We start from the raw sequence: 20553 nt of genomic DNA, 5'->3' as shown, positions 1-20553 counted from the left end.
CATATAGGTTGATGGCCTGATTCCATCCGGAACCCCATTCCCTCTGCGAGACCACCATGAGCGACGTGCAAGAATTCATCCGTGAAACCGTGACCCAGCATCCCGTGGTGCTGTTCATGAAGGGCACGGCCCAGTTTCCGCAATGCGGCTTTTCCGGCAAGGCGATCCAGATCCTGAAGGGCTGTGGCGTGAAGAAGCTGGTCACCGTCAACGTGCTGGAAGACGGCGAAGTGCGCCAGGGCATCAAGGACTTCTCGAACTGGCCCACCATTCCGCAGTTGTACGTCAGCGGCGAATTCATCGGCGGTTCGGACATCATGAACGAGATGAACGAGAACGGCGAACTGAAGCAGTTGCTGGACGCGTCCGGCGCAACGGCCTGACGTCCGATGCGGCGGCTGGTTGTCGGCATCACGGGGGCCACCGGCTCTCTGTACGCGGTACGCATGCTGCAGGTCCTGCAGGATGTGCCCGACGTGGAATCGCACCTGGTCATCTCGGCCTCGGGCGTGCTGAATATCCAGCATGAGCTCGACATCGGCCGCAACGAGGTCCAGGCGCTGGCCGATCACGTGCACAACGTGCGCGCCGTGGGCGCCACGCTGGCCAGCGGCGCGTTCCAGACGGCCGGCATGGTCATCGTGCCGTGCTCGATGCGCACGCTGGCGGCCGTGGCGCATGGCCTGTCCGACAACCTCATCACCCGCGCCGCCGACGTCACGCTCAAAGAGCGGCGCCGGCTGGTGATGATGGTGCGCGAGACGCCGTTCAATCTGGCGCACCTGCGCAACATGACGGCCGTCACCGAGATGGGCGGCATCATCTTCCCGCCGCTGCCGGCGTTCTATCACCGCCCGACGTCGATCGAAGAGATGGTCGACCACACCGTGGCGCGGGTGCTGGATATGTTCGATATCCAGGTGCCGGGGCCGACGTGGGAAGGGACGTAGGACTGGTCTGGGTTTTCTGGTGCTTGCCAGCCTGGGCCCGCCTTTGTTTGTAGCATTTGAGGCCGAGCTGATTCTTGGCATTCATAGCTGGAGCGCCTGCCATGTTGCATGACCCCCCCGCATCCCGGCGAAGTGCTCCAGGAAGATGTTCTGGCTCCCCTAGGCCTGTCCGTAACCGAGGCGGCGCAACGGCTGGTCATCTCCCGCGTCGTGTTGTCGCGTGTCTTGAACGGCAAGGCGGGATCAGTCCCGATCTGGCAGTTCGTCTGGAACTGGCCGGAGCCAGTACCGCCCAGGCCTGGATCGCCATGCAAGCCAACTACGATCCATGGCAGGCGCTGCAGCACGAGCAGCCGCCCGTGACGCCGTTGGTATCGTCCATCGGCGTTCACTGACGCAAGCGCTGGCGGAGTTACCCCACCAGCCCCCGCAAACTGGCCGCCGCCGCCTGCACGGCCTTCAGGTTTTCCGCCTTGTAGCGATGCGCTGGCGCCGTCAGCGTGACGGCGGCGCAGATCGTGCCGTCGTCGCGCAGCACCGGCACGGTGATGCCCGCGACTTCGGCCAGGCGGTCGCCCACGGCGGCGAAATAGCCGTCCGCGCGGATGCGCGCATATAACTCACGATCCGGTCCCTCGGCCTGGCCCAGCACGGGGTCGTAGGCCGTCAGCACGCGCCCGCCGGTGCCCCGGTTCAATGGCAGCAGGTCGCCCGCCTTGATGAAGTCGCGGATGGGGCTGGGCGAGTCCACCCGGTACAGGCATAGCCGCGCGTCGCCCTGGCGCACGTGATAGGCGGCGCTTTCGCCGGTGGCGGCCACCAGGTCGCGCAGCACCGGCACCACGACGTGTTCCAGCGAGAACGCGGACGCGTACCGCGCGTGCATGCGCGCGATCTCCGGCCCCAATGCGTAGCGGCCATCGTCCAGCCGCTGTATCCAGCGCGCGTGTTCCAGCGAGGCCAGCAGGCGCAGCACGGTGCTTTTGTACAGGCGCGTGCGCTCGGCCAGGTCGGCCAAGCCCAATGCCGCATCGCCCGGCCGGAACGCGGCGACCAGGCTCAGCGCGCGATCGACCGCCGCCACGCCGCCAGGCGCGGCGGCCGCGTCGGCGACGGATTCGGTGGAGGCTTTCTTCGGCATGGCATTCCTTGGAAGAGGGCGGCGGCGGGGATCGGGCCAGGACTCAGCGGGCTTTGGATTTTATGCGTCGATGGGACGGGATGGCCTTGGAGCAGGCGTGAGGCCGCCTGCAGGCGCTGTCCGGGTGCGCCGTCACGTTGCCGTGGCCACGACGTGCCTTTTCGTTCACGCCAGCGCATGGCCGTGCGGACCGCGCGCCGTCTTCACCGGGCGCACTTGCCCGATTGCCCGGATTGACACCACCGACGCATCAGGCGCAGAATGTGTTTCATAAGAAAGAATATAATTCTGTCTAATAGAATTTACAAGAATGGAGCGAGACATTCCCTTGGACCACAACACCCCAGACGTCCTCATCAGCGAGGTCGGCCCGCGCGACGGCCTGCAGTCCGTGGGCGCCACCATGCCCACCGAGGCCAAGGCCCGCTGGATCGACGCCCTGGTCGCCGCCGGCGTGCGCGAGATCGAAGTGGCATCCTTCGTGCCGCCCAAGCTGCTGCCGCAGATGGCCGACGCCGCCGAAGTCGTGCAGCACGCGTTGCGCCATCCTGGCCTCACCGTGATGGCGCTGGTGCCCAATCGACGCGGCGCCGAGAACGCGTTGCGCGCGGGCGTGCACAAGCTGACCATGCCGGTATCGGCCAGCCACGCCCACAGCCTGGCCAACGTGCGCAAGACGCCCATGGAAATGGTCGACGAGGTGCGCGCCATTGCCCGCCTGCGCGACGAGATCGCGCCGGGCGTGAAGCTGGAAGCCGGCATCTCCACCGCCTTCGGCTGCACGCTGCAAGGCGAGGTGGACGAGGACGACGTCATCCGCCTGGCCGCTGCCTGCATCGCGGCGGGGGCGGACGAGTCCGGCCTGTCCGACACCGTGGGCTATGCGAATCCTGCTCAGGTGCGCCGCCTGTTCCGCCGCCTGCGGCAAGAGATCGGCACGCATGCCGGCGCCGCGCACATGCACAACACGCGCGGCCTGGGACTGGCCAACTGCCTGGCGGCGTGGGACGAGGGCGTGCGCACGTTCGACAGCTCGCTGGGCGGGCTGGGCGGCTGTCCCTATGCGCCGGGCGCCTCGGGCAACGTGGTCACGGAAGACCTGGTGTTCATGTTCGAGGCCATGGGTGTGCGCACCGGCATCGACCTGGACCGGATCGTGGCCGCGCGCGTGCCGCTGGCGGCCGGGCTGCCGGGCGAGCCGCTCTACGGCATGACGCCGGACGCCGGATTGCCCAAGGGCTTCGCGCAGTTGGTTTGAACAGGCCGCACTGCACGGGCGCCGTTGATGGCGTGTCTTCCGAACTCGCGCTGCCGCGCGGGTTCCCCCACCGCGTGCGCGCTCACCCCGCCGCGCGTTGTTCCACCATGTTTCCAAAGAAGCCCATGTCCGCTGCAAACCCCTTGCCCTACGAGGGCATCCGCGTCATCGAATTCACCCACATGGTCATGGGGCCGACCTGCGGCATGCTGCTGGGCGACCTGGGCGCCGAGGTCATCAAGATCGAGCCGGTGGGCGGCGACAGCACGCGCCGGCTGCTGGGCTCGGGCTCCGGCTTCTTCCCCATGTTCAACCGCAACAAGAAAAGCGTGGTGCTGGACCTGAAGCAGCCCGAAGGCGTGCAAGCCGCGCTGCGCCTGATCGACACGGCCGACATCGTCAGCGAGAACTTCAAGAGCGGCGTGATGGACAAGCTGGGCCTGGGCTACGAGACGCTTGCGGCCCGCAATCCACGGCTGATCTACGTCAGCCACAAGGGCTTCCTGGCCGGCCCCTACGACAACCGCACGGCACTGGACGAAGTCGTGCAGATGATGGGCGGGCTGGCGTACATGACGGGCCGGCCGGGTGATCCCGTGCGCGCGGGCACCAGCGTCAACGACATCATGGGCGGCATGTTCGGCGCCATCGGCGTGATGGCCGCTCTGGCGCAGCGTGAGAAGACGGGCCTGGGCACGCACGTCGAGGCCTCGCTGTTCGAGAACAACGTGTTCCTGATGGGCCAGCACATGCTGCAGTACGCCGCCACGGGCCGTGCGCCCGCGCCCATGCCCAGCCGCGTGGCCGCCTGGGCGGTGTACGACGTATTTACCGTGAAGGACGGGCAGCAGATCTTCCTGGCGGTGGTCAGCGACAAGCAGTGGAAGATATTCTGCCGCGCCTTCGGCATGGACGACCTGCTGGCCGACCCGCGCCTGGCCACCAACAACGACCGCGTGCAGGCGCGTGAATGGATGATGCCCGAACTGCGCAGCCGGCTGGCGCAGCGCAGCGCGGCCGAGCTGGCGCAGGTGTTCGAGGCCGAGGGCCTGCCCTTCGCGCCCATCACGCGTCCCGAACAGCTGTTCGACGATCCCCATCTGGCCGCCACCGGCGGCCTGGCGCCGATACGCATGAACGACGGCAGCACCTCGCGCGTGCCGTTGGCGCCTTTCACGCTGGGCGGCGCCCAGCCCCCCGTCCGCCTGCAGCCGCCGCGCATCGGCGAACACACCGAGGCGCTGTTGCGGCAGGCGGGCTATGCCGACGCGGACATCGAATCCATGAAGGCAAGACAAATCACACAAGGAGACAGCACATCATGATTTCCCTTACTCGCCGGCAATTGCTGGGCGCCGCGCTGGCGTCGGGCGCCTTGCCCGCCTGGACCCAGGCGTTCGCCCAGCAGTCCGAGTTTCCGGGCAAGCGCCCGATCCGGCTGGTCGTGCCCTACACGCCGGGCGGCGGCACCGATGCGATGGCGCGCATGACCGCCGAGAAGATCGCCGCCGAGGCGGGGTGGAGCGTGGTGGTCGAGAACCGTCCCGGCGCGGGCGGCAACATCGGGCTGGACCAGGTGGCGCGTTCGCAGCCCGATGGCTACATGCTGGGCATGGGCCAGACGGCCAACCTGGCGATCAACCCGGCGCTGTTGCCCAACATGCCGTTCGACGCGGCCAAGGATTTCACGCCGGTGGCGCTGGTGGCGTCGCTGCCCGTGATCCTGGTGGTGCGGGCGAATTCGCCCTGGCAGTCCGTGCAGGACGTGGTCAAGGCCGCGCAGGCCAGGCCGGGCGAGGTCAAGCAGGCGCTGGCGGGCACCGGCACCGTCGGCCACCTGGCCGGCGAGCTGCTGGCCTACGACGCGAAGTTCAAGGTGCTGAACGTGCCTTACAAGGGCGCGGCCCCGGCGCTGAACGATCTGCTGGGCAGCAACACCGACTATATGTTCTCGACGGCGCCCGCCGTCCAGGAGATGGTGCGCGGCAAGGTGCTGCGCGCGTTGGCGGTGACGTCGGGCGAGCGTCTGACGATCCTGCCCGACGTGCCGACCGTGGCCGAATCCGGTTTTCCCGGCTTCGAGGCGCTGGACTGGAAGGTGCTGGTGGCGCCGGCCAATACGCCCCAGGGCGTGGTCGAGAAGCTGAACGGCGTGATGGAAAAGGTGCTGGCCAATCCGGCTACCAGGAAGTATCTGGCCAGCGAAGGCAGCCAGCCGATGGGCGGCAGCGCCGAGCATGCGCGGCAGTACCTGGCGGCCGAGCAGAAGAAGTGGGCGGGGTTGATCGCGGACGCGAAGATCACACTGGGTTGAGCGCGGCGCTTGCCGCGCCACGGCGGCGGTTCAGGCGCGCACGCGCCGCGTGCCGCCGCTGCGCCGGCTTGCCTTCTCGGATACCAGGTTCTGCTGCGACATCGCCAGGCCGCGTTGCTCGACGCGCGCCAGCAACGTGCGCAGTTGCGCGACTTCGTCGGCCGTCAGGTCTTGCGTCAACAGATCGTTCAGGCGCTGTACTTCCGGCATCAGCGCGTCGTAGCAGTCGTGCCCGCCGTCCGTGGCCTCGACCTGCACCACGCGCCGGTCATCGCCCTCCTGCACGCGCCGCAGCCAGCCTTTCTCGCACAGCACGCCCAGCGTGCGCGAGGTGCGCGCCAGGTCCAGCTTGGCCGTGGCGGCCAGGTCGGCAGACGTCATCGGGCCGTGCTCGACCGCACAGGCCAGCACGCGCCATTCTCTGCGGGTGATGCCGAAGCGGCCTTCGCACAGCCGCACGAAGACCGGGCTGGACTGGAACCACGCCTGGTACAGGCGGTACATCAGCATGTCGTCCAGCGTGGCCTGGGCGGCGTTGGGATGGGACATGTTGCCTCCTTCCGGCCGTTTTATAGGGTTATGGGCTTATGCCGGATACTGGATTAGATCAATAAATCCCCGCGTTGCTAAATTCATTTCTCCTATTTCCTACAACGATAGACAAGGGAGACATGAGATGCGTACCTGGATGATGGCCGCGCTGGCGGTCTGGGCGCTGTTTGCCGCGGCGCCCGCCGCCGTGGGGCAGGAGGCGGGCAAGCCGCTGACCATCGTGGTCGGCTATCCGCCCGGCGGCAGTTCCGACCGTGTGGCGCGCCTGGTGGCGGACCGGCTCAAGGACAAGCTGCGCACCTCGGTGATCGTGGAGAACAAGACAGGGGCGGGCGGACGCATCGCCGCGCAGTACCTGCGCAATGCGCACGAGGACGTCGCACGCAGCACGCTGATGCTGGCCAACCCGGCGGTAATGGTGGTGGCGCCGCTGGTGTATGCCCAGCCGGGCTACGACGCGGCGCGCGATTTCCAGCCCGTGTCGCTGGTCAGCAGCTATCACTTCGCGCTGGCGGTATCGGCCAGTTCGCCCATCCATGACGTGGCGGCGCTGCGCAAGTGGGTGAAGGAGAACCCCAAGCAATTCACCGTGGGGGTGCCCGCCACCGGCAGCCTGCCGCACTTTTTCGCGCTGATGTTCGGCCAGCAGATCGGCCAGCAGCCCGAGGTGGTGGGTTATCGCGGTTCGGCGCCGCTGACGTCCGAACTGATCGGCGGCATCCTGCCGCAGGCCATCGACACGCTGGATACGCTGCTGCCGCAGCACCAGGGCGGCAAGATCCGCATTCTGGCGATCTCCGCCGACAGACGCGATCCGGCCCTGCCCGACGTGCCCACCTTCCGTGAAAGCGGCATCGACCTGTCCGCCGACGGCTGGAACGCATTCTTCGCCTCGTCGGCCATGCCGAAGGAGCAGGCGGCCAGACTGGGCAAGGAGATCGAGGCGGTGATGCGCGAGCCCGCCCTGCAGCAGGCCATCCGTGCCGTGAACCTGGCGCCCGTGGTGTCCGACGCGGCCGAGACCGCCCGCCGCCTGCAGGCCTACAGGCAGCAATGGGAGCCGCCCGTGCGCGCTTCCGGCTTCACCGCCACGCAGTAAGGAGGCCGGCGATGGGTAAGATACGCAACGTGCTTTTCATCATGGCGGACCAGCTGCGCGCCGATCATCTCGGCTGTTACGGCCATCCTTATCTGCGCACGCCGAACCTGGATGCGCTGGCCGCGCGCGGCGTGCGCTTCACGCGGGCCTTCGTCAATTCGGGCGTGTGCGGGCCGTCGCGCATGAGCTACTACACGGGCCGCTATCCCTCCAGCCACGGCACGACCTGGAACCGCGTTCCCTTGTCGGTGGGCGAGGTGACGCTGGGCGAATACCTGGCCAGCGGCGGCCACAAGCTGGCGCTGGCGGGCAAGACCCACGTCATCCCGGACAAGGCCGGCATGGCGCGGCTGGCGATCGACGGCGGCTCGGAACTGGGGGAACTGCTGGCGCGCGGCGGCTTCGTCGAACTGGACCGCTACGACGGCCATCACGAGCCGGGCGAGGAAAGCGGCTATCCCGCCTTCCTGCGGCGCCATGGCTACGATTCTGCGGATCCCTGGACCGATTACGTCATCGCCGGCATCGACGAGCAGGGCCAGGTGGTCAGCGGCTGGCACATGCGCAACACGCACCTGCCGTCGCGCGTGCAAGAGGCGCATTCCGAGACGGCCTACATGACCGACCAGGCGCTGGACTTCATGCGCCGGCGCGGCGACCAGCCCTGGGTGCTGCACCTGAGCTACGTGAAGCCGCATTGGCCGTACATGGCGCCCGCCCCCTATCACCGCATGTACACGCCCGAGCAATGCCTGCCGGTATCGCGCAACGTGCAGGAGTTGCAGCATGCGCATCCGGCCTTGCAGGCCTATCGGCAGCACGAGGAAAGCCAGAGCTTCGCGATGGACGAGTGCGTGCGCAGGGTGCGCCCCGCTTACCAGGGCCTGATCCATCAGTTGGACGACCATCTCGGGCGCCTGTTCGACGACATGGAAGGCGCGGGCCGCATGGACGACACGCTCATCGTGTTCACGGCCGATCACGGCGATTTCCTGGGCGATCACTGGCTGGGCGAGAAGGAGCTGTTCTACGACACCGTGCAGCGCGTGCCCTTCATCGTGATGGATCCCAGCCGCGAGGCCGACGCCACGCGCGGACGGGCGCTGCACGACATGGTGGAAAGCGTCGACGTGGTGCCCACGGTGTTGCAGGCGCTGGACCTGCCCGTGCCCGCGCATCGTATCGAAGGCCGTGCCTTGCAGACGCTGCTGCATGGCCGCGGCGAGGCGTCGTGGCGGGACTGCGTGTTCTCGGAGCTGGACTACAGCTTCCGGCAGGCGCGCCTGCTGCTGGGCAAGACGCCGCAGAATGCGCGGGCCTGGTCGGTGCGCACCGACCGGTGGCGCTACGTGTACTGGCTGGACGAGCCCGAACAGCTGTACGACCTGCAGGCCGATCCCGGCGAGTTTCAGGATCTTGGCCGCAGCGCCGCACACGAGGCCGTGCGCGTGCAACTGCGCAGGGGATTGCTGGACTGGGCCGCGCGCCGCAAGCGCCGCACCACCCTCGGCGACGAGGCCGTGGCGCAGGCCACCAACGCGCACAAGCGGGCGGGAGTGTTCTTCGGGCAGTGGTGATCGCCCGCCCGGCTCGCCCGTGTCCTAGGCGTACTTGCCGGTCAGGCCGCCGTCGACCACCAATTCCGTGCCGGTGATGTACGAGGCCGCGTCGGAAGCCAGGAAGGCCACGGCATTGGCCACTTCCCACGGTGTGCCCATGCGCTGCATCGGGACCTGCCGGTCCCGGGCCGCGCGCGCGGCGTCGAGATCGGCGGCGTCGAACATGCGCGCCACGTTTGCCGCCACGCGAGGCGTGTCGATCAGGCCGGGCACCACGGTGTTCACTCTGATGCCATCGGCAGCGTACTGTTGCGCCGCCATGCGCGCAAAATGGATGACGGCCGCCTTGGTCACGCTGTAGGCCAGGTGAGGATAGCCCACGTATCTGAGGCCCGCGATGGAAGAGACCGTCACGATCGCGCCGCCGCCCTGCCGGCGCATGATGGGGACGACCAGCCGCGTGGCAATCAGCAGGCTGGTGACGTTGACCTGCTGGATGCGTTCCCAATCGGACAGCTCGGTGTCCTCGATGCCGCCGACCTTGCCGATTCCGGCATTGGCCTGCAGGATGTCGATCCGCCCATAGTGCGCCAGGGCCGCGTTCACCGCGGCCTGCATCGCCTGCGGGTCGGCCACGTCCGCCTGGACGGCCAGGGCCTGGCCGCCGGCTTGCGATACGGCCTGGGCAGCGTCCCGCGCGGCCTGCAGGTCGTGATCCAGCGCCACCACGGCCGCGCCTTGGCGCGCCAGCGTCACGCAGCTCGCCTTGCCGATGCTCCAGCCGGGCGCCGAGCTGCCAGCGCCGGCCACCAGCGCCACCTTGCCGGACAGCGGTCCGCCGTTCATGGCAGGCCCCCGCACCGGCGTGCCGCGACAGTTCTTCGTGCGTGCGGCGTTGCGCTCATGTCGCGCTGCGGTCCTGCTGGTGCGAGACGCCGGCGCCGACGTAGGGGATCGCTTCGTCGATGGTCTCCCAAATGAACCGGCCCGAGGGACTTTGCTGTTCTTCCGCGACGTGCGACACGAGGCCGGCCGCGCGCGAGATCACCGCAAAGCCACGCATCAGGGCAGTCGGTACGCCGATCTCACCCAACAGGGCCGCGACGGCGCCCGTTGCGTTGATGGTGATGTGCTTGCCGTAGGCCTGGTCGATGGCGTCCGCCAGCAGGCGCAGGGCGCGCAGCCAGTCGCCGGGCAGGTCGGGTTCTGCTTCGGCCAGCGCAAGCAGTTTCACCGCGCGCGGATCGTCGGGTTTGTGCAGATGGTGGCCGAAGCCCGGCAGTGCGTGCCGTGATTGCCGGTGCTCCTGGGCGATGGCCCGGGCCTCGGCGGGCGCGTCGGCGGCCTGGCGGATGCGCGCCAGCAACCCGGAGCAGTTCTCCATGGTGCCCACGAACCGGCTGCCGACGGCCATCAGCCCCGACGCGACCGCGCCCTGCAGGTTTTCGGGGGCGCTCATGTAGACCACCCGGGTGGCGATGGCGCTGGGAGTCAGGCCGTGCTCCATCAACGTCACCAGCACGGCATCGACGATCCGCAGATCCACGGGCCGCGCCGCGCGTCCCAGGATCTGCATGACCATGACTTCGGTGAACGTCTTCTTTCCGATCAGGTCCTCGACCAGATCGGCGTCACGGTAGTACATGCCCGTCAGATGGTGGGCACAAAGCCGGGTTTCAGGCGAGGGGGTGCTCATGCGATCTCCTTCAGCGCGGTTTCCCGCACCGCGTTCTTCAACACCTTGCCCACCGACGATTTCGGCAGGCTCTGGTGAACATGGATGTGCTTGGGCGTCTGCACGGGACCGAGCAGGCCGCGCACGTGCTCCTGCAACGCCTGGGCGTCGGCGCTGCAGCCGGGATGGAACTGCACTGCCGCGTGCACGGCTTCGCCCCATTTCTCGTCGGGCAGTCCGAACACCGCGCATTCGTAGACGGCGGGGTGCGAGGACAGGGCATTCTCGACATCCACCGGATAGACGTTGAACCCGCCGGTGATGATCACGTCGCGCAGGCGGTCTTTCAGGAACAGGAATCCGCGTTCGTCCACCAGGCCCACGTCGCCCGTGTGCAGCCAGCCGTCCACCAGCGTTTCGGCCGTCTTGTCCGGCAGCCGCCAATAGCCCGTCATGACCAGGTCGCCGCGGACCACGACTTCCCCCATTTCGCCGGCGGGCAGCAGGTGGCCGTCGGGCGCCTTGATGGCCAGTTCGGAGTACCAGGTGCAGCGGCCCACCGACCCACGGTTGGCGGGATCTTCCAGTTCTCCGGGCGGCAGCACGGTGACGATCTGCGGGGCCTCGGTCTGGCCATAAGTGGTGCCCAGGACCGGCCCGAAGAACGCGCGGGCCCGGTCGATCAGCTCGGGCGGCATGGGCGCCCCGCCGTAGATCAGGTTGCGCAGCCGGGGAAAGTCGGCGCGCGAGACGCCTTCCTGCGCCATCAACATGTAGATCAGGGTCGGCGGCATGAAACTCATCGTGCCGCCGCGTTCGCGGAAGGCCTGGGTCACGGCGGCGGGGCCGCTGCCGTCCAGCAGGAGGTGCGTGCCCCCCTGCGCCAGCACGGGCAGCAGGTAGGTGCCCGTTCCATGGGTGATGGGCGCGCAGACCACGTAGCGGTCTTCGCACGTCAGTTTCCAGTGGGCGATCTGGTTGACGATGCCCGCGTTCCAGGCGCGGTAGGGCTGCATCACCCCCTTGGGCAATCCGGTGGTGCCACCGGTGAACTTGATGGCCTGCGTGGCGTCGCGCGACAGATCGTGCCGTGCCGGCTGCTGGCCCGCATGCCTGTGCAGCAGCGATGCCAGCGTGGGCGAGCCGGGGGCGTCGTGCAGGTGTACCCGTCCCGCGGCAGGGGGGCCCAGCAACGGCAGTCCGCTTTCATCGCCGATGATGATGCTGGGCTGTGTGGCGTCGAGGATGCGGCCGATCTCGCGTTCGGTGCTGCGGTAGTTCAGCGGCACCCAGATCTTGCCGCTGGCCAATACCGCCAGCAGGGCCAGGATGTGTTCGGCGGTGTTGCCTGCGCACAGGGCGATGCGGCTTTGCGGCTCGGGATCCAGCGCCTGCAGCGCGGCCGCCAGGGCGCGGACCTGGGCGGCCAGCTCGGCGTAGCGAAGACTGCCTTGCGGCCCCGACAGCGCGATGCGGCCGGGATGGCGCTGCGCGGCGCGGAAGAAAAAATCGATGGGATACACCTGGGACTCCTCGGGTCAATTGGCCTTGAGGTTCGCGGTTCGGACCACCTTGCCCCATTTGTCGATCTCGCTGGCGACCCATGCGGCATAGTCCGAACGTGCGTTGGGCGGTGGCGGGGCCCAGAAGCCCGATTTTTCGTAGGCCTGCTTGATCTTCGCGGTGGCGAGCGCCTTGTTGACAGCCTCGTTCAGCCGGTTTAGGACGGGTTGGGGCGTAGCGGCCGGGGCCATCAGCCCGAACCAGGACTGCACCTCGAAATCCTTCAGCCCGCTCTCGTTCAGCGTGGGCACGTCCGGCAAGGATGCCAGCCGGCTGCCCGAGGTCACGCCGATGGCGCGCAGTTTGCCTGCCTGCACGTGCGGCAGCGAGGAGGGCAGGTTGTCGAACATGGAGTCCACCTGGCCGCCCAGGAGGTCGGCCACGGCCGGGCCGCTGCCGCGGTAGGGCACGTGAAGAATGTCCACTGCGGTCTGCATCTTGAACAGTTCGCACGACAGATGGATCGACGAGCCGTTGCCGGACGAAGCGCAGGTCAGCTTGCCCGGGTGCTCCCTGGCGTAATGGATGTACTGCTGCACCGTCTTGACCGGCACCTTGGGATTGACCACCAGTACGTTCGGAATGGTCGCCAGCAGCGCGATGGGGGCGAAATCCTTCACGAAGTCGTAGTTCAGCTGCGAATAGAGCGTGCGGTTGATCGTGTTGGCAATCGAACCCACGTAGAGCGTGTAGCCATCGGGTTTGGCGCGCGCCACGATCTCGGCCCCGATGTTGCTGTTGGCTCCCGTCCTGTTCTCGACCACGACGGTCTGGCCCAGTACGTCGGACAGCGATTTGGCCATCAGCCGCGCGGCGATATCGGTGGCGCCGCCCGCGGCGTAGCCGACGACCAGTGTGATGGGACGTTGCGGATAGGTTTCGGCGGCCGTCGCGGCTTGGGCCGTGAACAAGATGCTGGCCGATACGAGCGCGGCGCGAATGCGCCTGGGAAGCGACACCATGGGTTGTCTCCTGATTTTGTCTAATATTTGGACAGATCTGTGCCTGTCGAGACCTATATTCAGGTGCAATGCCTGCATCGCCAACGGTACTTGTCCAAATAATGAACAACGAAATCTCTGTCGAGAGTGGCCCGCGCGTATTGCGGCGCGGCTTGCGCATCCTGCGCGTGCTCAGGGAGGCGGGGGCGGGTGGGCTGCACGTGGTCGAGATCGCGCGGCGCGCGGGGATGCAGCGATCCACGGTGTATCGCTACCTGGACGTGCTGGTGGAAGAGGGGTACGCGGTACGCGAACCGGACGCCGTGCGCTGGCGCACCGCCGAAACGGCCGCGCTGATGGCCGCGGACCCGCATGCCGAAGCCGTGCGGCGCCTGCGGCCCGCGATGCGGCGGATCAGCGATGCCAGCGGCGATTCGTCCTTTCTTATCGTGCGCGCGGGCGGGGACTCGCTGTGCCTGCATCGCGAGGTCGGCAATTACGCCGTGCAGGTCCTGGCCGTCACGGTGGGCCATCGCCAGCCGTTGGGGGTGGGGGCTGCCGGGCTGGCGTTGCTGTCGGCAATGCCGGACGCCGAGGCACAGGAGGTCATTGCGCAGAACGCCGGGGCGCTGCGCGCCTACGGCGGGATGACGGTCGAGCAGATGCGCCGGCTGGTGAGCAACACGCGCGATCGCGGCTGGGCGGTGGTGGGGAACTCGGCCGTTCCGGGGGTGCTGGGCGTGGGGGCGGCGCTTTGCGACGCGGGCGGCTATCCGCGCGTGGCGGTCAGCGTATCCAGCCTGATCGACCGGATGCCGGCCGGGCGCCAGCGCGCCATTGCGGAGCAGATCCGGGCTCAGTTGGCCCAGGCGCCCTTATGAAGGCCCGGGGGCGCCGCCTCCCGCCAGGCGGGATGACGGCGCCACCCCTGCCGGGCGGCCTCAGGCGGCCGGCACCAGATAGGTCTTCTGGTAGTGCACGCTGAAAGTCTTGAACGCGGCCAGCGCCTTGTGCGGATCGTGGCCCGGCTTGACCAGGAAGCTGTCGAAGCCGACGCGCGCCTGGTAGTGGATGGTGTCGATCATCACGTCGCCCACCGCGCGCAGTTCGCCGGTGTAGCCATAACGCGTGCGCAGCAGTTGCGCCAGCGAATAACCACGGCCGTCGGTGTAGGCCGGGAACTCGACGGCGATCAACGCGATGCCGGTGGTGTCCAGCGTATCGGCATCGCCACCCAGCAGGTCGGCCAGGTCGGTATCCGGCGGCAGTTGCACGCCCACCGGATGCCGGCGTGCGCGCAGCACGTCGCGGGCGGCCTTCCAGGTGGCCAGCGGCACGATCCAGCCGGGTTCGTCGGCGGGCACGGCAACGGCCGCCGCGGCGTCAGCCGCGGCACCTTCTTCCGGCACGTAGTTGCGCCACGTATTGGCTTGCAGCTCGCCGTGGTGGATCAGGTGGGCACTGCTCAGGTCCAGGGCTGCGTCAGGCATCCGCGGTCTCCTCGGGCTTGACGATCTCGGGATCGCTGTAGACGTCTTTCTTGAACGGATCGATGCCGAGGCGGTCGACCACGTCGATGAAGCGCTCGTCCTCGCTGTCGCGCAGGCCGAGGTAGGTGCGGATCAGGCGATCGACGACGACCGGCACGGTGTCGCGCGCGAACGAGGGGCCGATGATGCGGCCGATGGCCGCGCCGCCGCCACGCAGCGATTCCAGGTCGGGCAGCGGTTTGGCCGCGCCGTTCTGGCGGCCGCCGATGGTGACCTGATACCACTCTTCGCCGGCCTTATCCACGCCCAGGATGCCGATGTGGCCCACGTGATGGTGGCCGCAGGCGTTGATGCAGCCCGAGATGTTCAGGTCGAGTTCGCCGATCTCGAACAGGTAGTCCAGGTCGTCGAAGCGGCGCTGGATGGACTCGGCCACGGGAATGGAGACGGCATTGGCCAGCGAGCAGAAGTCTCCGCCCGGACAGGCGATGATGTTGGTCAACAGGCCGATGTTGGCGGTGGCCAGGCCCAGGGCGCGCAATTCCTGCCAGAGTTCGTGCAGCTGCGAGCGGCGCACGTCGGCCAGGATCAGGTTCTGCTCGTGCGAGACGCGCAGTTCGCCGAAGCCATAGCGTTCGGACAGGTCGGCCACGGCGTCCATCTGGTCGGCCGTGATGTCGCCCGGCGGCACGCCGGTGGGCTTGAGCGACACGGTGACGGCGGCATAGCCCGCCACCTTGTGATCCTTCACGTTGCGGCGCAGCCAGTGCGCGAAGGCAGGGTTCAGCGCGGCCTGCTCGGCCGTGGTGTCGGCATCGTTGGCGGCCTGCGCATCGTATTGCGGCCACGTGAAGCGGCTGGCGATCGTGTCGACGAACTGCTGCGTGATCGTGTCGGGGCCGTCCTTGATGCGCTGCCACTCTTCATCGACCTGCTGGGCATACAGGGCGGGCGTCAGGTCCTTCACCAGGATCTTGATGCGCGCCTTGTACTTGTTGTCGCGGCGGCCATGCAGGTTGTAGACGCGCAGCGCGGCTTGCAGGTAGGTCAGCAGGTGCTGCCATTCGACGAAAGGATTGATCAGGTGCCCGACCATGGGCGTGCGGCCCAGGCCGCCGCCGATCCACACGCGGAAACCCATCTTGCCGTCACGTTCGACCGCTTGCAGGCCGATGTCGTGCACGCCCACGGCGGCGCGATCCTCGACGGCGCCGCTGACGGCGATCTTGAACTTGCGCGGCAGGAAGGCGAATTCGGGGTGCAGCGTGGACCACTGGCGGATGATCTCGCACCACACCAGCGGGTTGATCAGCTCGTCGGGCGCGATGCCGGCGAAGTGGTCGGTGGTGGTGTTGCGGATACAGTTGCCGCTGGTCTGGATGGCGTGCATCTGCACCTTGGCCAGTTCGGCCAGGATGGCGGGCACGTCTTCCAGGCGCGGCCAGTTGAACTGGATGTTCTGGCGCGTGGAAAAGTGGCCGTAGCCGCGATCCCAGGTGCGGGCGATGTAGGCCAGCGTGCGCAACTGGCGCGCGGCCAGCATGCCGTAGGGGATGGCCACGCGCAGCATCGGCGCATGGCGTTGCACGTACAGGCCGTTCTGCAGGCGCAGGACGCGGAATTCGTCTTCGGTCAGTTGGCCGTCGAGGAACCGGCGCGTCTGGTCGGTGAACTGCGCCACGCGCTCGTCGACCAGTTGCTGGTCGACCGGATCGTAGACATACATGATGGTTGTCTGTTGCGTTGGAGTCTGTTGTCGGGCGAAGCAGGGCGGTTGTCCTGCCGCCGGGCCGCGGGCATCGCAGGAGGCATGCGGTGCGGTCTTCGGGTTCTCATAACCGTAACAGCAGACAATACGACGGGTCTAAGTCTTTCTGGTAATAAGGAAGGAGCGCCCGGTTGTGAAGGCGGCGTTACCTGCCTGTCGCAGGACAGGCCCGCCATCCGGCAGGCCAAAGGCCGGATGCTATAAAAGACCCGTAGTGTCTTTTGCTGGGGTTGTACAGATGTCGCTTCACATATTGGGACGATGCGGCGCCGCGCTGGTGCTGGCCGCAACCCTCGCCGGTTGCTCGTCGGGCAGGCCGGACGAGCCGAAACGCAGCAGCGATTGCAGTTGGTGGCGTAGTTGCATGTATGAAGGCCAGTACGAGCCTGGCGAGCGTGACTACGCCGAGGAAGAGGCCGCGCGCCTGAACCGGCAGCAGTCCAGGCGGATGGGCAACTAGGTTTTCCTGCTGGCTGTGATCAGCCGGCCGGATTTTCCACGCAGGGCGCGAACTGGCCGGTGGCCGGGTCGCGCACGAACAGCACGCCCGTGGCCACGCCGAAATAGGCGCCGTGCAGCACCAGCTCGCCGGCGTCCACGCGGCGGCGGATCGATGGGAAGGTCAGCAGGTTGGACAGGCTTTGCTCGATGACGGCCAGTTCCAGGCGCTTGAGGTCGGTGGCGCGGTCGCCGGTCGACTCGCCCAGGCGCTCGGCCACGGGGCTGATCTGCGACATCCACTTGCCGATGAAGTCCATCTTGGACAGCGGCTCGGCGTCGTCGTAGAAGGCGCGGATGCCGCCGCACGAGGCATGGCCCAGCACCACGATGTTCTTGACCTTCAGGCCGTTGACCGCGAACTCGATGGCCGCGCTGGTGCCGTGGTACGAGGATTCCGAATCGGTTTCCGCGGGCGGGACCAGGTTGGCCACGTTGCGGATGACGAACAGTTCGCCAGGACCGACGTCGAAGATGACCTCGGGCGACACGCGCGAGTCGCAACAGCCGATGATGAGCGTCTCGGGGCTTTGGCCGGTCTCGCCCAGGGCTTGGTAACGGCTGCTTTCGCCGGGGAAGCGGCCCTTCAGGAACGACTGGTAGCCATCGGTAAGTCTTTTGGGGAACATGTCCTTCTTCCTTGAGTTCTGGCGTCCGGCGCCGTCGCGTGGCCCTGGATCGGGGCGGTGCGGCGCGCGGGCACCCCGGATTTTCCCATATCGGCCCGACGGCCGCCTGCAAGATTTTTCAGTTTTCAGACAGCTCGACGCGCTTGCGCCCGCCCCAGCTTTTGCCGGATGATGGCTTGCCGGCCTTTCCGGGGCCGAGCATGCGCCGGCCCTGCTTGTCCGTGCATTCCGTCCGGACGGGGCGCGCCCAGGAGGAAACCATGGCTTTACTCACCCGTGAACTGACGGCAGCCGCCATGCTGGCGGTATTGTGCACCGCGCCCGCCTGGGCGCAGCAGACGACTCCCGCGCCCGCCAAGACGCCCACGCCGCAGCAGCAGCGCATGGCCGACTGCAACAAGACCGCCGCCGACAAGAAGGGCGACGAGCGCAAGGCTTACATGAGCAGTTGCCTCAAGGGCGAGGCGCCCGCCAAGGCCGCGACGCCGCAGCAGCAGCGCATGAAGGACTGCAACACGCAGGCGTCCTCGCAGTCGCTGATGGGCGACAAGCGCCGCGCCTTCATGAAGACCTGCCTGAGCAACAAGACCTGATGATCGCGTCGCCATGCCGGTGCAAGGCCGGCATGGCGCCCGCCGTCATTCGGCCTTGACGTCCACCGCCGTGAAGCGGCTGAAGGTCTGCGGGGTGGTCGCCAGCAGTTGCCACGACGCACCCGGCGGCAGCGGCGCCTCGGCGCGTTGCGAGACGCGGCCGATTTCGGCGCCATTGGCGTCGTACAACGCGAAGACAATGGAGGGCGACGGCAGCAGCTTGTCGCCGTTGTTGGTGACCGTGCCGGTGATGGTGGTCTGGCCCATCGTGGTGTCGCGGGTGGCTTGCAGATTGGATACCGAGACGCCGTAGGACAGGCTTTGGGCAGTGGCCGAGCCGGCGGCCAGGGCCAGCAGCAAGGCGGCGATTCGCATTTTCATGGGCGACTCCGAAAGCGGCGCGCGGCGCCGATGCCCATCACCATAAGCGGGCAGATGTGACAGCGCGGTGCGCAGTCGTGTCGGTTTGTTTATGGCGCGTCGGGCCCGGCCCGTGGCGCCGCGACGACGCCGGAAAGAGGGCTGTCTTGCCGGGCCGCCGCAACGACGCGCCGCCGGCCACTGTCAGACCGTCGCGATGGGCGTGGCCGGCGAGCCGATGGCGTGCGGCAGCCGCAGCGGGGGCGCGGTCAGCATGAAGCGATGGCGGCCGTTGGCGTGCAGCCACTCGGCCAGGTCCTTCATGTACCAGAGCTCGGCCAGCGGCAGGCCCAGCTTGAACAGGCAGTGGTGATGCAGCGGCAGCATCGGGCGCTGCCCGCTGGTGGCGCGCGAGGGATAGGCTTCCACCGCATAGTTGTCCGCGCACAGCGCCGCGATGCCGCTGTCGGTGATCCACTGCAGCAGCGCCGCATCGGTGCCGTCGAGGGCCGCGCCATAGCGATGCAGCACGTCGCCGTCGGGTTTGCCGTTCATTTCGACCACTTTCTCGGCGTAGCCGGTGCGCAGGCACAGCATGTCGCCGGATTCGACCTGGATGCCGTCCGCGTCCATCGCCTGCTGCAGCTCGCGCAGGCCGATCAGGGTGCGGCCGGTGCCGAAGTGGCGCGCCAGGTCGATCAGCACGCCGCGGCCCTGCATGCCTTTCTCGGCCAGGTTTTCCACGCCCAGGCGCAGTGCGGCGGATGGGCCGCCGCTGTTGCAGCCGCAGCCGGTATGGTCGCCGTCGGCGGGGCCGACCACGTCCACCCCCGCCCGAAAGCCGTTGTAATAGCAGAGTTCGGCCGTCCCGTCGCCATCGGCGTCGAACAGCGCGCCCACGTGCGCCAGCGAATCCCACTGCGTCGAATACTGCGTGGACAGCAGCACCTGGTCGTCGCTGAGCACGTCGACCGCATCGGGATTGATGTTGCGCAGCGGAAAGTTCAGGTAAGGCGTGTCTTGCAGGCGGGTGGGGCTCAGTTGCGGCGGATGGCGGCGCGGGTTCAGTACGTTGCCGCCCGGCAGGTTCAACGGCAGCGACAGGCAGAACGTCTTGCCCGCGCGGATCTCGCGCGCGCCGTTCAGCACTTGCGCTTCCTGGATCAGGTTCAGGCGGCCCAATTGGTCGTCCGGTCCGAAATCGCCCCAGTTCGAGCCTTCCGGCCGTTGCTTCCAGCGTTGCATGGCGGTCAGTCCTCCTGCAGGAAATCCAGCACGGCGCGCGTGAAGGCTTCGGGCTGTTCCCAGTTCGAGATGTGCGAGGTGTCCAGTTCCAGGTAACGCGCGCCGGTGATGGAGCCGGCCAGTTCGCGGCCCTGCTGCGGCGTGGCGGCCATGTCGTGCGTGCTGGCGATGACCAGGGTACGCGCGCGGATGGCCTGCGCCTGCTCGCGCAGGTCATTGTCGCGCAGCGCGGCGCAATTGGCGATGTAGCCGGCGTCCGGCGTGCGGCGCAGCATGTCGACCAGCACCTGCGTCAGGCCGGGCTGCGCGGCGCGGTAGGCGGGCGTCAGCCAGCGTTCGACCAGCGCGGGCGCCATGTTCGACACGCTGTCCTGCGCGACGGCGGTCATGCGCGTGCTCCAGCTTTCCACCGAGCCCAGGCGCGCGGCCGTGTTGCACAGCACCAGCCGGTCCACGCGCTGCGGGTGCTTCAGCGCCAGCGTCATGCCGGTCGGACCACCCATCGACAGGCCGCAGAAATGGGCGCGTTCGATGCCGACGTGGTCCATCAGCTCGCGCACGTCCTCGGCCAGTGCGTCGAACGTGTATTCGCCGTCGGGTACGGACGAGCGGCCGTGGCCGCGCGTGTCGTAGCGCAGCACGCGGAAATGCCTGGCCAGCTCGGGGATCTGCTGCGACCACATGTCGGCGCTGGATCCCAGGGAGTTGGACAGCACCAGCGCGGGGGCGTCGTCGGCGCCGTCGATCACGTAATACAGCGTGGCGTGGCTGAGTTTGGCGTAGGGCATGGTGAAAAAGCTCGCGTGAATCAGGGGCGGGGCGCGCAGCCCCGCACGGATGAAAAGAGGCGGCGTGCCGCGCCATTGGCCAGCACGTATCGCCGTGCCGGCGTGTCAGGGGTCAGTGCGCCGTCCTCGC

22 protein-coding genes and 1 pseudogene are annotated in these 20553 nt (G+C 67.8%); 10 read left to right on the top strand and 13 right to left on the bottom strand.

The features are described 5' to 3' along the window. Nucleotides 1–56 precede the first annotated feature (56 nt). The 3 genes and pseudogenes from grxD to A7W11_RS28850 all read left to right on the top strand — a co-directional run bounded on the left by grxD (nt 57) and on the right by A7W11_RS28850 (nt 1345). Nucleotides 57–383, top strand: a complete 327-nt coding sequence (gene grxD / locus A7W11_RS20445; RefSeq protein ID WP_066125408.1) for a Grx4 family monothiol glutaredoxin — start codon at nt 57–59, stop codon at nt 381–383. A gap of 6 nt (nt 384–389) precedes the next feature. Beyond that, nucleotides 390–950: a UbiX family flavin prenyltransferase gene (locus A7W11_RS20440; protein WP_066418204.1), complete on the top strand. Its 561-nt coding sequence runs from the start codon at nt 390–392 to the stop codon at nt 948–950. A 108-nt stretch (nt 951–1058) separates the two neighbouring features. Continuing rightward, a pseudogene (locus A7W11_RS28850) lies at nt 1059–1345 on the top strand (HigA family addiction module antitoxin). Nucleotides 1346–1362: 17 nt separating this feature from the next. Here A7W11_RS28850 and A7W11_RS20430 read toward each other — a convergent pair. Next, nucleotides 1363–2091: an IclR family transcriptional regulator gene (locus A7W11_RS20430; protein WP_066418200.1), complete on the bottom strand. Its 729-nt coding sequence runs from the start codon at nt 2089–2091 to the stop codon at nt 1363–1365. A 328-nt stretch (nt 2092–2419) separates the two neighbouring features. Here A7W11_RS20430 and A7W11_RS20425 point away from each other — a divergent pair, with 328 nt between their 5' ends. From A7W11_RS20425 to A7W11_RS20415, 3 genes are all read left to right on the top strand, one after another. Further along, nucleotides 2420–3349, top strand: coding sequence for a hydroxymethylglutaryl-CoA lyase (locus tag A7W11_RS20425; RefSeq protein WP_235816928.1), 930 nt, complete (start codon nt 2420–2422; stop codon nt 3347–3349). A 125-nt stretch (nt 3350–3474) separates the two neighbouring features. Continuing rightward, nucleotides 3475–4674: a CaiB/BaiF CoA transferase family protein gene (locus A7W11_RS20420; protein WP_066418187.1), complete on the top strand. Its 1200-nt coding sequence runs from the start codon at nt 3475–3477 to the stop codon at nt 4672–4674. After that, nucleotides 4671–5663, top strand: coding sequence for a Bug family tripartite tricarboxylate transporter substrate binding protein (locus tag A7W11_RS20415; protein WP_066418183.1), 993 nt, complete (start codon nt 4671–4673; stop codon nt 5661–5663). The genes A7W11_RS20420 and A7W11_RS20415 overlap by 4 nt, the downstream gene beginning before the upstream one ends. Nucleotides 5664–5693: 30 nt before the next feature. On the opposite strand, the gene A7W11_RS20410 is transcribed toward A7W11_RS20415, so the two are convergent. After that, nucleotides 5694–6212, bottom strand: coding sequence for a MarR family winged helix-turn-helix transcriptional regulator (locus A7W11_RS20410; protein WP_066418179.1), 519 nt, complete (start codon nt 6210–6212; stop codon nt 5694–5696). A gap of 127 nt (nt 6213–6339) precedes the next feature. Between A7W11_RS20410 and A7W11_RS20405 the strand changes: the two genes are divergently transcribed. Both A7W11_RS20405 and A7W11_RS20400 read left to right on the top strand, forming a co-directional pair. Next, the gene (locus A7W11_RS20405; protein WP_066418170.1) at nt 6340–7314 is read left to right on the top strand and encodes a Bug family tripartite tricarboxylate transporter substrate binding protein; all 975 of its coding nucleotides are present in this window, start codon (nt 6340–6342) and stop codon (nt 7312–7314) included. A gap of 11 nt (nt 7315–7325) precedes the next feature. Next, a complete protein-coding gene (locus A7W11_RS20400; RefSeq protein WP_066418169.1) occupies nt 7326–8891 on the top strand; it encodes a sulfatase-like hydrolase/transferase in 1566 nt (521 codons plus the stop codon). Between the two features lie 24 nt (nt 8892–8915). Here the strand turns inward: A7W11_RS20400 and A7W11_RS20395 are convergent, their stop codons facing one another. From A7W11_RS20395 to A7W11_RS20380, 4 genes are read right to left on the bottom strand one after another with little or no spacing between them, the layout of a single operon-like run. Then, nucleotides 8916–9719 (bottom strand): SDR family NAD(P)-dependent oxidoreductase, encoded by an 804-nt coding sequence (locus tag A7W11_RS20395; protein ID WP_066418167.1) that lies wholly within the window; start codon nt 9717–9719, stop codon nt 8916–8918. 55 nt (nt 9720–9774) lie between these two features. Beyond that, the gene (locus A7W11_RS20390) at nt 9775–10569 is read right to left on the bottom strand and encodes a citryl-CoA lyase (protein ID WP_066418164.1); all 795 of its coding nucleotides are present in this window, start codon (nt 10567–10569) and stop codon (nt 9775–9777) included. Next, entirely contained in the window at nt 10566–12071 is a 1506-nt protein-coding gene (locus tag A7W11_RS20385; protein ID WP_066418161.1) for a class I adenylate-forming enzyme family protein, read from the bottom strand. The genes A7W11_RS20390 and A7W11_RS20385 overlap by 4 nt, the downstream gene beginning before the upstream one ends. Before the next feature lie 15 nt (nt 12072–12086). Then, nucleotides 12087–13073 carry a Bug family tripartite tricarboxylate transporter substrate binding protein gene (locus A7W11_RS20380; protein ID WP_066418150.1) on the bottom strand — a complete coding sequence of 329 codons (987 nt, stop codon included), beginning with the start codon at nt 13071–13073 and terminating at the stop codon, nt 12087–12089. A 101-nt stretch (nt 13074–13174) separates the two neighbouring features. Here A7W11_RS20380 and A7W11_RS20375 point away from each other — a divergent pair, with 101 nt between their 5' ends. After that, the gene (locus A7W11_RS20375; RefSeq protein WP_066418146.1) at nt 13175–13933 is read left to right on the top strand and encodes an IclR family transcriptional regulator; all 759 of its coding nucleotides are present in this window, start codon (nt 13175–13177) and stop codon (nt 13931–13933) included. Between the two features lie 60 nt (nt 13934–13993). Here the strand turns inward: A7W11_RS20375 and A7W11_RS20370 are convergent, their stop codons facing one another. The 4 genes from A7W11_RS20370 to A7W11_RS28105 form a co-directional block, all read right to left on the bottom strand. Next, the gene (locus tag A7W11_RS20370) at nt 13994–14542 is read right to left on the bottom strand and encodes a DUF934 domain-containing protein (protein ID WP_066418142.1); all 549 of its coding nucleotides are present in this window, start codon (nt 14540–14542) and stop codon (nt 13994–13996) included. Beyond that, nucleotides 14535–16268, bottom strand: coding sequence for a nitrite/sulfite reductase (locus tag A7W11_RS20365; protein ID WP_066418132.1), 1734 nt, complete (start codon nt 16266–16268; stop codon nt 14535–14537). Before A7W11_RS20365 ends, A7W11_RS20370 begins: the two co-directional genes overlap by 8 nt. A 521-nt stretch (nt 16269–16789) precedes the next feature. Continuing rightward, the gene (locus A7W11_RS20355) at nt 16790–17437 is read right to left on the bottom strand and encodes a carbonic anhydrase (RefSeq protein WP_066418128.1); all 648 of its coding nucleotides are present in this window, start codon (nt 17435–17437) and stop codon (nt 16790–16792) included. Between the two features lie 118 nt (nt 17438–17555). Further along, the gene (locus tag A7W11_RS28105) at nt 17556–17699 is read right to left on the bottom strand and encodes a hypothetical protein (protein WP_156523175.1); all 144 of its coding nucleotides are present in this window, start codon (nt 17697–17699) and stop codon (nt 17556–17558) included. Between A7W11_RS28105 and A7W11_RS20350 the strand changes: the two genes are divergently transcribed. Further along, a complete protein-coding gene (locus A7W11_RS20350; RefSeq protein WP_066418116.1) occupies nt 17698–18030 on the top strand; it encodes a PsiF family protein in 333 nt (110 codons plus the stop codon). The two genes, A7W11_RS28105 and A7W11_RS20350, sit on opposite strands and share 2 nt — an antisense overlap. 45 nt (nt 18031–18075) lie before the next feature. Here A7W11_RS20350 and A7W11_RS20345 read toward each other — a convergent pair whose 3' ends face one another. The 3 genes from A7W11_RS20345 to pcaD form a co-directional block, all read right to left on the bottom strand. Beyond that, on the bottom strand, nt 18076–18411 hold the full coding sequence (locus A7W11_RS20345) for an FxLYD domain-containing protein (protein ID WP_066418114.1): 336 nt from the start codon (nt 18409–18411) through the stop codon (nt 18076–18078). Nucleotides 18412–18594: 183 nt separating this feature from the next. Next, nucleotides 18595–19635, bottom strand: coding sequence for a cyclase family protein (locus tag A7W11_RS20340; protein ID WP_066418111.1), 1041 nt, complete (start codon nt 19633–19635; stop codon nt 18595–18597). 5 nt (nt 19636–19640) lie between these two features. After that, on the bottom strand, nt 19641–20423 hold the full coding sequence (gene pcaD / locus A7W11_RS20335; RefSeq protein WP_066418110.1) for a 3-oxoadipate enol-lactonase: 783 nt from the start codon (nt 20421–20423) through the stop codon (nt 19641–19643). Nucleotides 20424–20553: the final 130 nt, after the last annotated feature.

The sequence above is a fragment of the Bordetella ansorpii genome (assembly GCF_900078315.1).
GTDB lineage: Bacteria > Pseudomonadota > Gammaproteobacteria > Burkholderiales > Burkholderiaceae_B > Bordetella > Bordetella ansorpii.
This window is presented reverse-complemented; position numbering and strand designations above follow the sequence as displayed.

What these genes read in the sequence shown, in the direction of transcription:
- A7W11_RS20340 (WP_066418111.1), bottom strand. Translation starts at nt 19,635, where the DNA reads ATGCAACGCTGGAAGCAACGGCCGGAAGGCTCGAACTGGGGCGATTTC.
- A7W11_RS20405 (WP_066418170.1), top strand. Translation starts at nt 6,340, where the DNA reads ATGCGTACCTGGATGATGGCCGCGCTGGCGGTCTGGGCGCTGTTTGCC.
- A7W11_RS20395 (WP_066418167.1), bottom strand. Translation starts at nt 9,719, where the DNA reads ATGAACGGCGGACCGCTGTCCGGCAAGGTGGCGCTGGTGGCCGGCGCT.
- A7W11_RS20370 (WP_066418142.1), bottom strand. Translation starts at nt 14,542, where the DNA reads ATGCCTGACGCAGCCCTGGACCTGAGCAGTGCCCACCTGATCCACCAC.
- A7W11_RS20345 (WP_066418114.1), bottom strand. Translation starts at nt 18,411, where the DNA reads ATGAAAATGCGAATCGCCGCCTTGCTGCTGGCCCTGGCCGCCGGCTCG.
- A7W11_RS28105 (WP_156523175.1), bottom strand. Translation starts at nt 17,699, where the DNA reads ATGGTTTCCTCCTGGGCGCGCCCCGTCCGGACGGAATGCACGGACAAG.
- A7W11_RS20375 (WP_066418146.1), top strand. Translation starts at nt 13,175, where the DNA reads ATGAACAACGAAATCTCTGTCGAGAGTGGCCCGCGCGTATTGCGGCGC.
- A7W11_RS20400 (WP_066418169.1), top strand. Translation starts at nt 7,326, where the DNA reads ATGGGTAAGATACGCAACGTGCTTTTCATCATGGCGGACCAGCTGCGC.
- A7W11_RS20390 (WP_066418164.1), bottom strand. Translation starts at nt 10,569, where the DNA reads ATGAGCACCCCCTCGCCTGAAACCCGGCTTTGTGCCCACCATCTGACG.
- A7W11_RS20355 (WP_066418128.1), bottom strand. Translation starts at nt 17,437, where the DNA reads ATGTTCCCCAAAAGACTTACCGATGGCTACCAGTCGTTCCTGAAGGGC.
- A7W11_RS20350 (WP_066418116.1), top strand. Translation starts at nt 17,698, where the DNA reads ATGGCTTTACTCACCCGTGAACTGACGGCAGCCGCCATGCTGGCGGTA.
- A7W11_RS20415 (WP_066418183.1), top strand. Translation starts at nt 4,671, where the DNA reads ATGATTTCCCTTACTCGCCGGCAATTGCTGGGCGCCGCGCTGGCGTCG.
- A7W11_RS20430 (WP_066418200.1), bottom strand. Translation starts at nt 2,091, where the DNA reads ATGCCGAAGAAAGCCTCCACCGAATCCGTCGCCGACGCGGCCGCCGCG.
- A7W11_RS20440 (WP_066418204.1), top strand. Translation starts at nt 390, where the DNA reads ATGCGGCGGCTGGTTGTCGGCATCACGGGGGCCACCGGCTCTCTGTAC.
- pcaD (WP_066418110.1), bottom strand. Translation starts at nt 20,423, where the DNA reads ATGCCCTACGCCAAACTCAGCCACGCCACGCTGTATTACGTGATCGAC.
- A7W11_RS20410 (WP_066418179.1), bottom strand. Translation starts at nt 6,212, where the DNA reads ATGTCCCATCCCAACGCCGCCCAGGCCACGCTGGACGACATGCTGATG.
- A7W11_RS20365 (WP_066418132.1), bottom strand. Translation starts at nt 16,268, where the DNA reads ATGTATGTCTACGATCCGGTCGACCAGCAACTGGTCGACGAGCGCGTG.
- A7W11_RS20420 (WP_066418187.1), top strand. Translation starts at nt 3,475, where the DNA reads ATGTCCGCTGCAAACCCCTTGCCCTACGAGGGCATCCGCGTCATCGAA.
- grxD (WP_066125408.1), top strand. Translation starts at nt 57, where the DNA reads ATGAGCGACGTGCAAGAATTCATCCGTGAAACCGTGACCCAGCATCCC.
- A7W11_RS20380 (WP_066418150.1), bottom strand. Translation starts at nt 13,073, where the DNA reads ATGGTGTCGCTTCCCAGGCGCATTCGCGCCGCGCTCGTATCGGCCAGC.